Here is a 15,085-nt window from a genome sequence, read left to right as displayed (position 1 = left end):
GGCGCTGTCTTACATCTGTTCTGGAGCAGATACGCCAACGAGACGAAGTACATTCGCAATTGTCGTACGAACAGCGCCGAGCAATGCTAGACGAGCTTGTGTCTGCTCTGCATCCTCTGTAATGACACGCTCTGCTCTGTAGTAGCTGTGGAAGAGCGATGCCAGCTCGTACACATAACGAACCAAACGATGTGGCGCATAGTCGCGGGCAGCAACCGAAATTTCCTCTGGAAGCTCACCCAGCTTGCGAAGCAGGTCGAATTCATGCTCAGCCGTCAGCTTCGCCAAATTCAGCTCATTCAACGGCTGCAACGCAACCCCTTGTTCTTCCGCCTGACGATAAATGCTGCAAATACGCGCATGCGCATACTGTACGTAATAGACAGGGTTCTCATTGGATGTGGAGATCGCCAAGTCCATATCAAAGTCAAGGTGGGAATCCATCGAGCGCATTGTGAAGAAGTAACGGATTGCATCAACGCCCACTTCATCCATCAAATCTTCCATGGTTACGGCTTTCCCTGTACGCTTGGACATTTTCACTTTCTCGCCATCTTGGAACAAGCTAACCATTTGCGCGATCAACACAACCAGCTTATCTGGATCATTACCGAGTGCTTCCATAGCCGCCTTCATACGTGGGATGTATCCATGGTGGTCAGCACCCCAAATGTTAATCATTTTGTCAAAGCCACGGCCGTATTTATCCATATGATACGAAATATCTGGAGTCAGATACGTGTAAGAACCATCATTCTTCACCAATACGCGATCCTTGTCATCGCCGAATGTCGTTGTGCGCAGCCATGTTGCACCTTCATGCTCGAATACATGTCCGCTTGCACGAAGCGCATCCAGCGCCTTCGTCACTTCATTGTTCTCGTATAGCGATGTCTCGCTGAACCATACATCGAACGGAACACGGAAGCGATTCAAGTCGCGCTTGATTTTATCCAATTCCTTCGAGAGACCGTAAGTACGGAAATAACGCTCGCGCTCTTCTTCAGACAAGGACAGCAGACGATCGCCCTCTGCTTGAACAAGCTCTTCCGCAAAGCCCTTAATATCTACACCGTGATATCCATCTTCCGGCATTTCTGCATCCTGTCCCAATGCTTGCTTATAGCGGCATTCAATCGATTTCGCAAGATTGTTCACTTGGTTCCCTGCATCGTTAATATAATATTCGCGCGTTACTTCATAACCCGCGTAATCAAGCAGGTTGCACAATGCATCGCCGACAGCCGCACCGCGTGCGTGTCCAAGATGAAGGCTTCCTGTAGGGTTCGCAGATACGAACTCTACCTGTACGCGTTGACCGCTGCCAGCCGCAATCCGTCCGTAGTCGCTGCCTTTTTCATTCACTTCGTGCAAGATGTCGTAAAGATAGCTCTTGTTCACACGGAAATTAATAAATCCAGGTCCAGCGATCTCTGCGCTTTCAATGGAAGCCGCTTCTGTGTTCAGGTTCTCGATGATCGTTTCAGCAATTTGGCGTGGATTGCGCTTCGCAATGCGCGTCAACTGCATCGCTATATTGGATGCCAGATCACCGTGCGTCTTATCCTTCGGCACCTCAATAACGAACGCAGGGATATCCTCGCGCGCTACAAGACCTGCCTGTACGATTGCATCCTCAATTGCTTGCTTCACTTGATTGTTTACTCGTTCCATTACACTGCTCATATGTCTCGTTCCTCCTGCATCTTATCGTTCATGCCTGTTTCAGGCGGGTGTAATACGTAATTGAATATTGAATTTCCCCGTGCAGCGTTCTTCTATATATAATTGATACGACCACGCTATACGCAATTCGTCGAATTGTAGCGGCCCTTCGAACGGCCAAGGCTTGTCCCAAGACAGCTTCGATGTCGCTGTTGTTAGAGGAAAGCGAATCGCAGATGAACGATAGTAACCATTCTGTCTCGCTCCAAGAGCAAATGTCTGCTCTGCTTCAACCTGCCCTCTACGCGTTAGCTTCACCTGGTTCTCACTCACCTTCAGTGTAACCTGTGTACGGCTCGCATCTTCGGCAGAATCACTTCGTCGCTTCACCCGCTCCGGCTGGGACTGAGTCTCAGTATAGCGAATATAGAAATGTGAACCCTTCCGATATAAATCGCCCCGTACGTGCTCCGTGACCCGTTCATCATCTTGTCGGCTGTCAATCGTGATAAGAACCGGCAATCTATCAGCCGCTTCCCTCTGATGCTCCGTCATTGTCAAGCTCCATTCTCCAAAGTCTGATTTCTAAATTATCCGGTATACGCCCGCCTTTTGCAACCTCCTTTTCCTATTTGCGCCCTAGGGATGCAGCTAAGCATAGCAGGGTCAATAAACCGACAATCTATGGCATAATACGATAACTTACGAATTTGTAAGGTTATACCTCAAGAAAGACGTGGAAATTCGAATCTTCCCTCAATTATAATGATAGTAGTAAATGATTCCTCGATTGTCCGCTGCTGCATAATTGCTCAGCTTATGTCATTATTTCGAGGAGTATGGGGGCGATAAATGGTGGAATGGACGGTACTTCTAACTTGGTTAACGAACCATAGCGACTGGCTGCTCCTGATAACGCTCGTACTCCACCTAGCTTCGTCAGTATGGGTTGTTATCGACAGCATCCGCATTGAACACTCTGTCTTCTTTACAGTCGGCATGACGACCATTGTGGTCATCGCTCCGCTGTTCGGGCTATGCATTTATATGATGATTCGAAACACAAAACGAACCGCACATCGCAACCACCGTAGACGTACAGGAACCTCTGCAGTCTAACGATACGGAATAGAACGGGAGCTGTCCTAGACAGCTCCTTTTTCACGTTATGATCTATGCTTTATCTTTATTTTTCTCCCATCTTCTTTCATGCTAATCTTGTTGATAGAGAAATCCAGTGTTTATATGAAGGAACCGCAACGCACTATCCATTTATTAGAGGAGTGACCCGACGTGCCCACCAAGTCAAGAAGGCGTACGCCAGTCGCCACAAGTTGGCGATGCGGCGGATGCTGTGCTTGTCGATGCAAGAGGAATATTTGTCCATTGCCGTGAATTATAATAAACTGTACTCAGTTATACAAAATACATACAAATAGGTGAATGTCTGTGAACCCTTCCTTATTAGGCATTTCGAGTGTGTCCTTCCTGCTCGTTGCCGCATTGACCCCACTGCTCATCTGGGGATTGCGGACACTGAAGCTGACGCAGCCAATTCGAGCCGAGCTTCCGCCTGATCATCAAGCTAAGCGCGGCACACCGCTGATGGCCGGCCTTATTCTGATTATCGGTGTAATTACCTCTGTCTCCTATCACCCATCGCCAATGACGATGTTTCTGGCAGCGACGTTTCTGCTATTCGGTTCCGTTGGTCTAATGGATGACTTGAAGAAGGCCGTATTTCAGGATCCCTCCGGGATATCGGGCAAAGCGAAGCTTGTCTTCCAATTCTCCTTTACCGGAGTTCTGTTGTACGTGCTCATTCAGCATTTTGACGTCAGTACGACCATTGTGCTTGGGGGCGGGCTAACGCTCGATCTTCCTCTACTCGTGTATGTGCCAATTATGGTACTGTTCGTGGTAGGTTCGGCAAATGCGATTAACTTTACAGATGGTCTGGATGGGTTGCTTATCAATGTGTCGATCCCGACTTATTTCTTCTTCTTCCTCATATCCGATCATATGGAAGTGAAGATGTTCTCGCTCATCATGATTGCCTGTCTGCTTGGGCTGTTCATTTATAATATTTATCCTGCGCGTGCATTCATGGGGGATACCGGATCGCTCGCCATCGGCGGCTCCCTGTCATTCCTTGCGGTACTCGAGAAGGTAGAGATCCTGATTCCGGTCCTCTTCTTCGTCTACTTTGCAGAACAACTGTCTGTTATTCTACAAGTATGGTACTACCGCAGAACGAAGCTGAGAATGTTCCGAATGGCGCCCATCCACTATCATTACTCACTCAAATACGGTTGGAGTGAGAACAAGATCGTCGTTATCTTTGGCTTCATCTCGTGGGTCGGAGTGGGGATATGCTGGTTAGCTTGGAAGTTTCTCTTATCTTAACAGTCGTTGCACACGCAAAGCCCCGCAGCCTTTTGAGGCGGCAGGGCTTCTGTTCATTTTGTCATTTCGTTAGGACGCCATAAACTTATCTGTGAATTCCCATACTTTATTCCAATATACCGCTCCAGCAAGATGAGCGCCGCCGTGTCCTGCACCCTTGATCACCAGTAGATCCTTCTCGACCTTTGCCGCATCATATAACTCATGAACCATTTCATATGGAACGAACATGTCGGAATCCCCGTGAATGAATAGAATAGGAGTCTTGCTCTTTGCTACTTGCTTCAAGGCAGAGGCTTCCTGCAAGTCATAACCGGCTCTAATATTAGCGACCACATTGGAAGCCGTCATAATCGGGAAGGCAGGCAAATGAAATAGCCGTTTCAATTGGTAGCTGAATTCATCGTAAGCCGACGTGTACCCACAGTCCTCGACAATCACCTTGACATTCGCAGGAAGTTCTTCTCCCGAGGTCATCATAACCGTCGCTCCTCCCATGGAGACCCCATACAGGGCAATTTGAGACTCGGGGTTAGCTTCGACGATTTGGCGAATCCAACCCATCATGTCTAGTCGATCATGCCAGCCCATTCCAATATAGGAGCCCTCGCTCTTTCCATGTCCTCGTAAGTCGACGAGCAGTACATGATAGCCTTTATCATAGAATCTCTTGACCGCATACGACATCTGCTTACCGGAGCTCGTATAGCCATGAACGACAATGGCCCACCTATTCGTGGGATTCTCTTGCCGATACTCATAGCCCTGCAGCTTCAAACCATCGAAAGAAGCTAACGTGACCTCGTCGTGATGCTTCGTTTCGATCCATTCTTTTGCCACCTCATTTCCTTGCGTCTCCTGTCCATCTACTTGCATCGTCGGAACCGCACGATCAAGATCCGGATTGTTGTCGAGGAACGGACGCTCCGTCTCCGGATTAAGCGCTATGTTGTAAAAATGATTCCCTATGAATCCTAATGCAACGATGATAATAATGAATACGGTTGTGATCGAAATAAGTAAAATCTTCATCTTACTCATTCTCATCCTCCCTTTCTCTATATTTTAAAGTGGACCGTAACGCATGTCTAAGCCCTGCCCTTTTGCTGCTTCTTACAAAAACAAGCGCACTTCCTCTGCTGCATGCAGATTCCGTGCGCTTGGACGATGCTGCTTTGTTACAGACTACATTACTTTACGAACCCGAGCAGCATCTCACGAATGATTTTGCTCGCCGTAATCGGCGTTTGCTCGGTTGGATCGTAGATTGGCGCAACTTCCACCAAGTCACATCCAATAATATTGGCTTCCGAACGGGCAATCGAATGAACCGCTTCAAGCAATTCCTTCGACGTAATGCCGCCCGCTTCTGCCGTTCCTGTTCCCGGTGCGCAGCTTGGATCAAGCACGTCAATATCGATCGTGACATAGACCGGACGGCCAGCCAGCTCAGGCAGAACCTTCTTCAGAGGCTCAGCTACTTCGAACGGGAAGAAATTGATGTTCTCGCGAGCATACGTCCACTCTTCACGCGAACCAGAGCGGATGCCGAACTGGTACACGTTCTTGCCGCCGATCATCTCAGCAGCCTTGCGGATTGGTGTGGAGTGAGACAAAGGCTCACCCTCATACTGCTCCCGCAAGTCAGCGTGCGCATCAATATGAATAATAGCGAGATCAGGGTATTTCTTGTACACCTCTTGCAGGACAGGCCATGTCACTAGGTGCTCCCCGCCAAGGCCGATTGGGAACTTCCCATCGCCCAGCAGCTTGCCTACGAATTCCCCGATGATATCCAGGCTCTTCGCCGCATTGCCGAATGGCAGCAGCAAGTCGCCTGCATCGAAGTAATTCAATTCCTCAATGCTTCTATCGAGATACGGGCTGTACTCTTCCAAGCCTACCGATGCCTCGCGGATACGGCCTGGGCCGAAGCGCGATCCTGGGCGGAAGGATACCGTGTAATCCATTGGCATGCCATAAATGACGGCCTTTGCTCCCTCGTAATCATCAGAGCTGCAAATGAACACATTGCCCGAATATTTTTGATCTATTTTCATTGTCTTCGCTCCTCCATCTTCCTGCGCTATCTTATTTGCACAGATCCTCTACAAATTTAGGCAGACAGAAGGCTGCTTTGTGCAGACGAGAAGAGTAGTACTTCGTCTCCATTTCCGGAATCTGCGCTTCGTCCACTTGCAGCGGATCGTGCTGCTTGCTGCCCATTGTGAACGTCCAGAGACCACTTGGATAGGTCGGAATATTCGCACCGTACACGCGTACGATCGGGAAGATTTCCTTCACGTCACGGTTCACCTGCTGGATCAAGTCAGCCTTGAACCAAGGGTTATCCGTCTGCGCTACGAACAGGCCATCTTCCTTCAAAGCATCATAGATACCTTGGTAGAAGCCGCGCTCGAACAATGGTGCCGCAGGCCCTACCGGCTCTGTGGAGTCGACCATAATGACGTCGTATTCATTTTTGCTGTTCAAAATATGCATGTATCCATCATTCACGATAACTTCTACACGCGGGTTGTCCAGCTCGCCCGCAATTTCAGGCAAGTACTGCTTGGAGTATTCGATGACTTTGCCGTCGATTTCAACGAGGACTGCCTTCTCTACTCCAGGGTGCTTCATGATTTCGCGGATAACTCCGCCGTCGCCGCCGCCGACGACAAGTACTTTTTTCGGATTCGGATGAGTTACAAGGGCCGGGTGTGCCACCATCTCATGGTATACGAACTCGTCTTTGATCGTCGTCATAACCATGCCATCCAATACGAGCATCCGTCCAAATTCTTCGGTATCCAGCATCGCTAAATGCTGAAACGGCGTTTGCTCCTCCACGAATGTTTCGCGGATTTTTGCCGTAATGCCAAAGGTAGGCGTTTGCTTCTCTGTAAACCACAATTCCATAACATCAACCTTCTTTCATAATCATGGTATCGTTGGCTTAGTTCCCGAAATGCTCGTAATGGTTCCTATGTGTAACATTCGTAACACTTCATCTCCATTTTGCACCAAACACAAAGTATTATATCGGTTCCCCCCCAAAATGCAATCATTTTCCGAAGTCAAGTTGAATATTTGCACAATTTTCAGAGCTATTAGAGCTCTGAAAGCTGCTTTATCACTGGATTTTTGAAATTTTGACAAATGCTCTAGAATATTCTGTTTTTCATAGTTTTCAACCCTTTTACAGTTTGTGAACGGTGAATTTATTCTAGCAAAAAGGAATAACCTTCCTCCTCTTTTTCCATACTGAATGGTAACCACAAAATGGCCTGATGACGGTCGAACAGGAGGCGCTGCCATGCAGCGGTTAAGCGGCAAAAAGACTGAGAGAAAGCGGAAGCGCGGGTGGCGGCTATGGCTGAAAATCATTGGCGGTTCAATCGCGCTCCTTCTAGGTGCTTGCGGCATCCTGCTCGGGTATCTATATATGACGGATCTGCCTGTGTCTGATATGCAGAAGCCCTCCTTCATTTATGACAGCCAGGGGGCGGAACTTACATCACTAACAAGCGGGCAGAAGCAGCAGCATCCGGTTACGCTGACCGATATCGCTCCGGACGTCATTCATGCAACCATTGCCACAGAGGATCGGCAATTCTACCGTCATATCGGGATCGACTTCAAAGGAATTGCTCGCGCAATGCTCGTCAATATAGAATCAATGTCCAAAAAACAAGGCGCCAGCACCTTGACACAGCAGCTTGCCCGCAACCTGTATCTCAACCACGATCGGACATGGGCTCGCAAGGTGAAGGAAGCGCAATATGCACTTCAACTGGAGATGAAATACAGCAAGGACGATATTTTGGAGCAGTATTTGAATCAGGTATATTACGGCCATGGCGCATACGGTATCGAGGCCGCCGCTCAGCTCTACCTTGGCAAGAAGGCTCGTGACCTGACGCTGGCAGAGAGTGCAATTCTTGTAGGCATTCCACGCGGCCCAAGCTATTATTCTCCCTATTTCAATATGAAAAATGCGAAGGACAGACAAAAGGTTGTGCTTCAGGGCATGGTGGAGACCGGATACATCACGCAAGAGCAGGCACAACAAGCCTACAATGAAACGCTGGCCATTCGACCGAGGGAGGAGCGAAGCGAGCTGCTTGTTGCCCCCTATTTCCGCGATTATGTCCGGCAGGAGCTCGATTCACTCGGCATTTCCGATCAAGCAATCGAGGCTGGGGGGCTGCGTGTATATACAACACTTGATAAACGGGCTCAGGCGGCAGCAGAGCAGGCTGTCGCCAAGTATATTCCTGCAGAAGGGGATTTGCAGGCTGCGCTTATCTCGATCGATCCACGCAACGGCTATTTGAAGGCGATGGTTGGCGGCAAGAATTATCGGCTAAATCAGTATAATCGTGTATTCGCCAATACGCGCCAGCCTGGATCATCCTTCAAGCCGCTGGTCTATCTAGCAGCACTCGAGAAGCGAGCCATCACAGCGGCGACTCACTTCGTCAGTCAGCCGACTTCATTCACATATGACAATGGCAGACAGCAATATAAGCCAAGTAATTATGGCGGCAAGTATTATGGCGAGATCGATCTGCGCCGCGCCATTGCTGTGTCAGACAATATCTATGCGGTAAGTACCATTATGCAGATTGGCCCTGAGCAGGTGATCTCCCTTGCGCGGCGGCTTGGCATCGACAGTGACATGAAGCCACTCCCCTCTCTTGCGCTAGGTACATTCCCAGTAAGTCCACTGGAGATGGCATCCGCATACGGTGTGTTCAGTAATCAAGGCAAGCGTGTGATCCCCCGCTCCGTCTTGAAGGTCACCGACAGCGGCGGCAGTGTCTTATACGAGGCTCCACCGATTCAACAAGAGCAGGTAGTCAATCCAGCAGATGCGTATGTGCTCACCAGCCTGATGGAGAGCGTATTCGAAACCGGTGGAACAGGCAGCCGCGTAGCTACCAGCATGAAACGCCCTGTCGCCGGCAAGACAGGAACGACGGATACGGACGCTTGGATCGTCGGATATACGCCGGAACTCTCAACTGCCGTCTGGGTCGGCTATGACAAGGACAGAATGATATCCGTTACGGAATCTCATAAGGCAGCGCCTATATTCGCTGAATATACCGAACAGGCATTGTCCAACGTCCCACCTAAAATATTTACCGTTCCGGACAATGTAGTTAGCGTCTATATTGATCCGGATACCGGGAAGCTCGCGGGAGATAACTGCCCGAATAAACGCCTGGAGACATTCGTAAGTGGAACCGAGCCCACCGCTTGGTGCGATCTTCATGTTCAATCCCCGACAGGCCAGAGGAAAGACGAAGAGAAGCGACCAACGAAAGAGCTTGAGAAACGTTCGTGGTGGCAGCACTTGAAGCGCTGGTGGGGGGATTAAGGAACGGCTATCTATGAAACGAGGCTGTCCCGGAGTCCCAGCAATTTGATGACCTATATCGATAGGAACACGTATGAAAAAAAGACGCTTCCCTTCCCACGAATCCAGTGGTTTAGGAAGCGTCTTTCTATTTCTAGTGGGCTGATTCCATTGTTATTGACACTGTGGAACGGCGGATTCCATTGTTTGTTGATTTCTAGGCAAATCCACTATTCCTCCATAGATAACCACCCAGCATACAACTCTTCGAGTTGCTGCCGCAGTTCTTGCTGCTTGGCCATCAACAGCGTCCAATCTACCTCCTGATCGGTCTGCATGGACAAGGCAGCCATCTCCTCGTCCAGTTGTCGCAGCTGCTCCTCTACTAGCGCAATGTCCCGCTCCCATTGGGGTGCAGTCTGTCCCTTCCGCGTCACTTGCTTCGGAAGCACGTCATCTGCATGTCTCTTAGCAGGATCGCCTGCCTTCGAATCTTGCTGCTGCGACTTCCTCTCTACCGTGTTCACATCCGTATGTGCACCAGTAGACACCACCCCCAGCTGCCGTGAGTGATCCATCCAGGTCTGCAGCTTATCCCGGCATTCATCATAGTTCCCAATATGCACAGACAATCTTGCCTGCTCCAGCACCCACAGCTTGCTTACAACCCGATTAATGAAATAACGATCATGCGAGATAACCAGAAGTGTACCTGGAAAGTTCTCCAACGCTTCCTCCAATGCTTCTCTGGAGTCGATATCCAAATGGTTGGTTGGTTCATCGAGCAGGAGCAAATTCGGCTTCCGGTACATGAGCAGAGCCAATCGAAGTCTGCTCCATTCTCCTCCTGACAGCTGTGCAATTCGCTTGAACACATCCGCTCCATAGAACAGGAATCTAGCCAGTTCTCCCCTAGCCTCTCCCTCTTCCATGGCCACTTCCTCACAGAAATATCGAAGAACCGTCTTATTTTCGGAAGGCGGAGCTTCCTCCTGCGCCAAATAGCCAACCTCCACACGCGAACCGACTCGGAGATCTCCGCCATCTGGATCAACCTGGCCAAGCAGCATCTTCATCAAGGTACTCTTCCCAGCACCATTGCTGCCAAGCAATGCTGTACGCTCGCCGTACAGCAGAAGCCCGTTCACCCCGCTAAGCAGCTTGCGCTCCCCATATGCCTTCGTAACCCCATCCAGCACGAGCACTTGCTTGCCAGAACGATCCTCCTGCTTCAGCTTCAAATCCATCGTCTTCCGCTCCAATATCGGACGCTTGAGCTTCTCCATACGATCGAGCGCCTTCTGCATCGATGCTGCCCGGCGATGAAATCCTGGATTCGGCGGATTCGCACGATTCCCCCATTCGATCAGCTGCTTAATTGTATCCTGCATCTTCTTAATCTTCTTCTGCTGCTCTTGATAGCTAGCGAATTGCTGCAGCAGCCGTTCTTCCTTCTCCTTCTGATAGCCGGAATAGTTCGTATGATAAATGAACGCTTCCCCATCTTCGATCTCAATCATTTTGCCTGCAACTCGATCCAGGAAATAACGATCATGCGAGACAATCATTACCGCTCCCGAATAAGCCAGCAGGAAGGATTCCAGCCATTCGATGGCCGCCATATCCAAATGATTCGTTGGTTCATCAAGCAGCAGAATGTCAGGCTGCCTCAGTAGCAGCGCTGCCAGACCGACCTTCGTCTTCTCTCCCCCAGATAACGAGGAGAAGGGGCGGCTATATTGCTCTTCCGCGATCCCGAGTCCTGCACTGATCCGCCGAATCGAGGCCTCCATTTCATAGCCGCCTGCCCGCTCGAATTGCTCCATCATCTGTCCATACTGCTGCAGAATATGGTTCAGTTTCTTCTCATCTGCAGAGACATCAGGGTCTGACATGGTCATTTCCACTTGCTTCATTTCTTGCTCTAGGCGGCGCACTTCCGCATAACTCTCAGCCAATACATCATATACAGAAGCGGATTCATGGGCAGAAGGTACCTGATCGAGCAATCCAATTGTCGCGCCTTTGCGGATAAACAGATCCCCTTGATCCGGTGTGGATGCCCCGCTTAGCATCTGCAAAATTGTTGTCTTCCCCGTTCCATTGCGGCCAATCAGCCCGACTTTTTCTCCGTCTTTTACTTCAAATGACACATCTGAGAGCACCAAGTTTGCTCCGTAATATTTTTTCACATGCCATAGGCTAATGATCATGTCGATATCCCCCTCGGGGCGTGAGCAAGACGCTGCCTCCCGATCTGGAACAAAAAAAGGCTGCAGGGAAAAATCCCTACAGCCCTAAATAAACCTAAATCCGATCAGGTTAAGGCAGGAGAGTCTTCACGCCGTATTGTCGTATTCGTAAAAATGGACACACGTATCCCGTTGAGAGCTACATCATGAGTAATTCCAAACATTGCCATTGGCAGTTGGCTAATACGAATGTTCGGCGTATTGAAATTCATCTCCTACCTCACCTCCTGTTCCTGTTCTTCAGTCCGAAGAACATGTTATTCATATATATTACCACATTTTAGAATATCGGTAAAGGGACAGCTGGATACCCTGCCCAACCCCTACTTGCTTCCCTTAGGATCATCTTGATGTACAATGGTTATACCTAAGTTCATTCTTTTGTAATCTTTATCCATCGATGAACGTCTTCGTTTCTTGTAGAATAGGACTCGCATCGGATTATCATATCGGAGGGAACCAAGCATCATGAATTTGCGGGAACTTGAATATTTCAAGGCCGTTACTGAACAGCATAGCTTTACAAAAGCAGCTGAACAGCTGTATGTGTCCCAGCCTTGCATTACAGCCGCTGTAAATCGGCTGGAGGAATTTCTAGGTGTGCAATTGCTCGAACGCAATAAGAAGGAGAAGGCTGTGCATGTCACGCCGCAAGGGGCGTTATTTCTAGCCAGAGTCGATAACATTTTGTCTGAAATTGATGAAGCTATTGTAGAGGTTCGTAATTATAACAGCTCCAACATTCATTTTGGCTTGCCGCCAATTATCGGAGCCTATCTGTTCCCTTCCATGTTCGCTTACATAAGGAAGCGGTATCCGCATGTGCAATTTAAAGTAACCGAGTACGGTTCTCGCATTACAACAGAGCTGCTGCAAGAGGGTAAGCTGGATTTAGGCATTATCGGACAGGCAGATCAAGAACCAATCTCCGATCTCCATTCTGTGCTGCTCTATGAGGATCACTTAAACGTGTGTGTGCCTGACACTCACCCACTCGCGACTCGAGAGTCCATATCCATTGCTGAACTCAAGCATGAACATTTTATCGTGCTGACGGAAGCTTATGTACATCATGAACAACTGATGCTCGCTTGTGGAACATACGGATTCAAGCCGAATATTGTATTTGAATCAGATGAAATTCAAACCGTTAAGTCGATGGTAGCCAGTGGGGCAGGCATTTCCCTAATCGTCTCTATGGCGGTCAAAAATATGCCTGGTCTTGTAGCCATACCACTTGAGGATCCGTTGTACTTCTATATTTATTTATGCTGGAAGGAAGGACATCATCTGTCGCAAGACTGCCTCAGCATGATCGAGTGCATGCGCCAGCTCCCACTTCAAGAAGCATAACGCCGAACGGATAAATAACAGAGGACATAACTTCCATTTCGTTACTATAAATAAAATTTATTAGCTTATATGCGGAACGTATTTCCCTTTTCCCCACTAACGTAGCACAATGGTAGCATGGGGCTTGCGGGGCTTATGTTCAGCAGCGAGTCTCCTTGGAATGATAAACAGGGAGCTGATTGTAGTATGCCAGTCGCACTGGACATCAAAGAAGAGTCGTTACAACTTCATAAGAAGCTGCACGGCAAGATTGAAGTGACTAGCAAAATTGAGGTGACATCCCCAGAGGATCTGAGCCTTGTATATACACCAGGGGTGGCTGAATCATGCCGCCTGATTGCAAATGATGTGAATGCTGCCAACGAGTATACGTCACGTGGCAACATGATTGCCGTTGTGACAGACGGTTCGGCCGTTCTCGGCCTCGGCGACATCGGTCCCTATGCGGCTATGCCGGTCATGGAAGGCAAGTGCATGCTCTTCAAGCAGTTCGGCAATGTCGATGCCTTCCCAATCTGTCTATCCACGCAAAGTGTAGATGAGATCGTGAACATCGTCAAAAATATGGAGCCTACCTTCTCCGGTATTAACTTGGAGGACATATCGGCACCACGTTGCTTCGAAATTGAACGGCGCTTAAAGGAAGAAACGAATATCCCCGTCTTCCATGACGATCAGCATGGCACTGCTATCGTGCTGCTCTCTGCGTTAATCAATGCACTGAAAGTGGTAGACAAGCAGATGGAGGACGTACGCGTTGTCATCAATGGCGCCGGCTCTGCTGGAATTGCCATAGCGAAGCTGCTGTTGAAGGCAGGCATTCAGCATGTTGCCCTAGTGGATCTGAAGGGTGTCGTGTGTGAAGGCGAGGAATGGATGAATCCTGCGCAAGCAGACATGGCGAAGGTAACGAATCGCGGACATCTACACGGTACGCTGACCGATGTTGTATGCGGAGCAGATGTATTCATCGGGGTATCCGCACCGAAGGTGCTGACGCAGGAGCATGTGCGCTCCATGAATGTGAAGCCGATTGTATTCGCAATGGCGAATCCAACGCCGGAGATCTTCCCGGACGAAGCGCTTGCTGCTGGAGCGGCAGTAGTATGTACAGGTCGTTCGGACTTCCCGAACCAAGTGAACAACCTGCTCGCTTTCCCTGGCATCTTCCGCGGCGCACTCGATGTTCGCGCTACAGATATTACGGATGATATGAAGCTGGCGGCAGCACGCGGTATTGCGGCTATTGTTACCGATGCAGAGCTCAGCCCAACGTATATTATTCCGAACCCGCTCGATAAGCGTGTCGTGCCTAGCGTTGCATCTGCGATTGCTCAGGTCGCAATCGAAACAGGAGTCGCACAGGTGAAGAAGATGCCTGTATATCGCGCCTAAATCACCTTGTTGTAATGAGTCGCTTGCTAGGTATGAGTAGGAACAAAACTCATCTCTATAATAATAGAAGGCCGCTGCACCGATCACGAGATCGGAATAGCGGCCTTCTTTAGATGTAAATGATTATGCTAGGCAAGCTGTGCCTTCACTTCTTCTGGCGTACGCTCCCACCACTCAGCATTGTGCGTCATAAGCAGCTCACGCAGCGCTGCCTTGTCTTCTGTATTCAGCTCTTCGACGAGCACGCGGCGCTTCATTGCATAGTCCATCCGATTGACGTGGTCTGCGAGCATCTTCCAGCCGCGCTTCGCCTCCGTGTCGATCAGCATTTCACAAGCAGCCAAGCCGCCGTAGAACGCACCTTCCGCAGAACGATCGACTGCCACCCATACGATCCAGCATTGGCGGCCATTCGGAACATCCTCTTTATTCGTAGAGAACTTAATTCCACGCTCTACCTTACTCTTCGCATGCATCGCGCCTAGATCGATGTACGCCGTTCCTTCATCGATGATGACGGGCGACACGTTGTTCAGATCGATACTACCCGAACCGAATCCTTTATGCTTACCACTGCTCATTACGTTCAATGCCAGCGGCTTCTTTACTTTCTTATCTGAAGATTCCATTTCGTCATGCGCTCCTTCCT

Annotated in this window: 13 protein-coding genes; 5 read left to right on the top strand and 8 right to left on the bottom strand. The window is 49.3% G+C overall.

The genetic code is table 11. The features are described 5' to 3' along the window. Window positions 1-9: 9 nt before the first annotated feature. Both argS and M3661_RS26165 read right to left on the bottom strand, forming a co-directional pair. Window positions 10-1,686: an arginine--tRNA ligase gene (gene argS, locus M3661_RS26170; RefSeq protein WP_251489911.1), complete on the bottom strand. Its 1,677-nt coding sequence runs from the start codon at window positions 1,684-1,686 to the stop codon at window positions 10-12. A gap of 39 nt (window positions 1,687-1,725) precedes the next feature. Next, window positions 1,726-2,220 (bottom strand): YwiB family protein, encoded by a 495-nt coding sequence (locus M3661_RS26165; protein ID WP_065292895.1) that lies wholly within the window; start codon window positions 2,218-2,220, stop codon window positions 1,726-1,728. A gap of 297 nt (window positions 2,221-2,517) precedes the next feature. Between M3661_RS26165 and M3661_RS26160 the strand changes: the two genes are divergently transcribed. Then, entirely contained in the window at window positions 2,518-2,784 is a 267-nt protein-coding gene (locus M3661_RS26160) for a hypothetical protein (protein ID WP_065292883.1), read from the top strand. Window positions 2,785-3,114: 330 nt separating this feature from the next. Beyond that, on the top strand, window positions 3,115-4,071 hold the full coding sequence (mraY, locus tag M3661_RS26155; protein WP_021253446.1) for a phospho-N-acetylmuramoyl-pentapeptide-transferase: 957 nt from the start codon (window positions 3,115-3,117) through the stop codon (window positions 4,069-4,071). Between the two features lie 69 nt (window positions 4,072-4,140). On the opposite strand, the gene M3661_RS26150 is transcribed toward mraY, so the two are convergent. From M3661_RS26150 to speE, 3 genes are all read right to left on the bottom strand, one after another. Beyond that, window positions 4,141-5,103 carry an alpha/beta hydrolase gene (locus M3661_RS26150; protein ID WP_251489941.1) on the bottom strand — a complete coding sequence of 321 codons (963 nt, stop codon included), beginning with the start codon at window positions 5,101-5,103 and terminating at the stop codon, window positions 4,141-4,143. Between the two features lie 158 nt (window positions 5,104-5,261). Further along, complete coding sequence (gene speB / locus M3661_RS26145; RefSeq protein ID WP_021253448.1) at window positions 5,262-6,131, bottom strand: agmatinase; 870 nt, start codon at window positions 6,129-6,131, stop codon at window positions 5,262-5,264. A 31-nt stretch (window positions 6,132-6,162) separates the two neighbouring features. Continuing rightward, a complete protein-coding gene (gene speE / locus M3661_RS26140; RefSeq protein WP_021253449.1) occupies window positions 6,163-6,990 on the bottom strand; it encodes a polyamine aminopropyltransferase in 828 nt (275 codons plus the stop codon). 397 nt (window positions 6,991-7,387) lie between these two features. Between speE and M3661_RS26135 the strand changes: the two genes are divergently transcribed. After that, window positions 7,388-9,457, top strand: a complete 2,070-nt coding sequence (locus M3661_RS26135) for a transglycosylase domain-containing protein (RefSeq protein WP_251489909.1) — start codon at window positions 7,388-7,390, stop codon at window positions 9,455-9,457. Between the two features lie 209 nt (window positions 9,458-9,666). On the opposite strand, the gene abc-f is transcribed toward M3661_RS26135, so the two are convergent. Then, on the bottom strand, window positions 9,667-11,649 hold the full coding sequence (gene abc-f, locus M3661_RS26130) for a ribosomal protection-like ABC-F family protein (protein ID WP_251489907.1): 1,983 nt from the start codon (window positions 11,647-11,649) through the stop codon (window positions 9,667-9,669). A gap of 104 nt (window positions 11,650-11,753) precedes the next feature. After that, complete coding sequence (locus tag M3661_RS26125) at window positions 11,754-11,900, bottom strand: RAxF-45 family protein (protein ID WP_251489905.1); 147 nt, start codon at window positions 11,898-11,900, stop codon at window positions 11,754-11,756. 256 nt (window positions 11,901-12,156) lie between these two features. On the opposite strand from M3661_RS26125, the gene M3661_RS26120 reads away from it, so the two are divergent. After that, window positions 12,157-13,041, top strand: coding sequence for a LysR family transcriptional regulator (locus M3661_RS26120; RefSeq protein ID WP_021253452.1), 885 nt, complete (start codon window positions 12,157-12,159; stop codon window positions 13,039-13,041). A 186-nt stretch (window positions 13,042-13,227) separates the two neighbouring features. Next, window positions 13,228-14,436 carry an NAD(P)-dependent malic enzyme gene (locus tag M3661_RS26115; RefSeq protein ID WP_065292880.1) on the top strand — a complete coding sequence of 403 codons (1,209 nt, stop codon included), beginning with the start codon at window positions 13,228-13,230 and terminating at the stop codon, window positions 14,434-14,436. 128 nt (window positions 14,437-14,564) lie between these two features. Here M3661_RS26115 and M3661_RS26110 read toward each other — a convergent pair whose 3' ends face one another. Beyond that, complete coding sequence (locus M3661_RS26110; RefSeq protein ID WP_021259752.1) at window positions 14,565-15,065, bottom strand: YwhD family protein; 501 nt, start codon at window positions 15,063-15,065, stop codon at window positions 14,565-14,567. Window positions 15,066-15,085 lie beyond the last annotated feature (20 nt).

The sequence above is a fragment of the Paenibacillus sp. MER 180 genome, assembly GCF_023713665.1.
In the GTDB taxonomy this organism is placed as follows: Bacteria; Bacillota; Bacilli; order Paenibacillales; family Paenibacillaceae; genus Paenibacillus_B; species Paenibacillus_B suaedae.
This window is presented reverse-complemented; position numbering and strand designations above follow the sequence as displayed.

Coding starts and splice junctions, on each gene's coding strand:
- argS (WP_251489911.1), bottom strand. CDS start 1,686: ATGAGCAGTGTAATGGAACGAGTAAACAATCAAGTGAAGCAAGCAATT.
- M3661_RS26165 (WP_065292895.1), bottom strand. CDS start 2,220: ATGACGGAGCATCAGAGGGAAGCGGCTGATAGATTGCCGGTTCTTATC.
- M3661_RS26160 (WP_065292883.1), top strand. CDS start 2,518: ATGGTGGAATGGACGGTACTTCTAACTTGGTTAACGAACCATAGCGAC.
- M3661_RS26150 (WP_251489941.1), bottom strand. CDS start 5,103: ATGAAGATTTTACTTATTTCGATCACAACCGTATTCATTATTATCATC.
- speB (WP_021253448.1), bottom strand. CDS start 6,131: ATGAAAATAGATCAAAAATATTCGGGCAATGTGTTCATTTGCAGCTCT.
- speE (WP_021253449.1), bottom strand. CDS start 6,990: ATGGAATTGTGGTTTACAGAGAAGCAAACGCCTACCTTTGGCATTACG.
- M3661_RS26135 (WP_251489909.1), top strand. CDS start 7,388: ATGCAGCGGTTAAGCGGCAAAAAGACTGAGAGAAAGCGGAAGCGCGGG.
- abc-f (WP_251489907.1), bottom strand. CDS start 11,649: ATGATCATTAGCCTATGGCATGTGAAAAAATATTACGGAGCAAACTTG.
- M3661_RS26125 (WP_251489905.1), bottom strand. CDS start 11,900: ATGAATTTCAATACGCCGAACATTCGTATTAGCCAACTGCCAATGGCA.
- M3661_RS26120 (WP_021253452.1), top strand. CDS start 12,157: ATGAATTTGCGGGAACTTGAATATTTCAAGGCCGTTACTGAACAGCAT.
- M3661_RS26115 (WP_065292880.1), top strand. CDS start 13,228: ATGCCAGTCGCACTGGACATCAAAGAAGAGTCGTTACAACTTCATAAG.
- M3661_RS26110 (WP_021259752.1), bottom strand. CDS start 15,065: ATGGAATCTTCAGATAAGAAAGTAAAGAAGCCGCTGGCATTGAACGTA.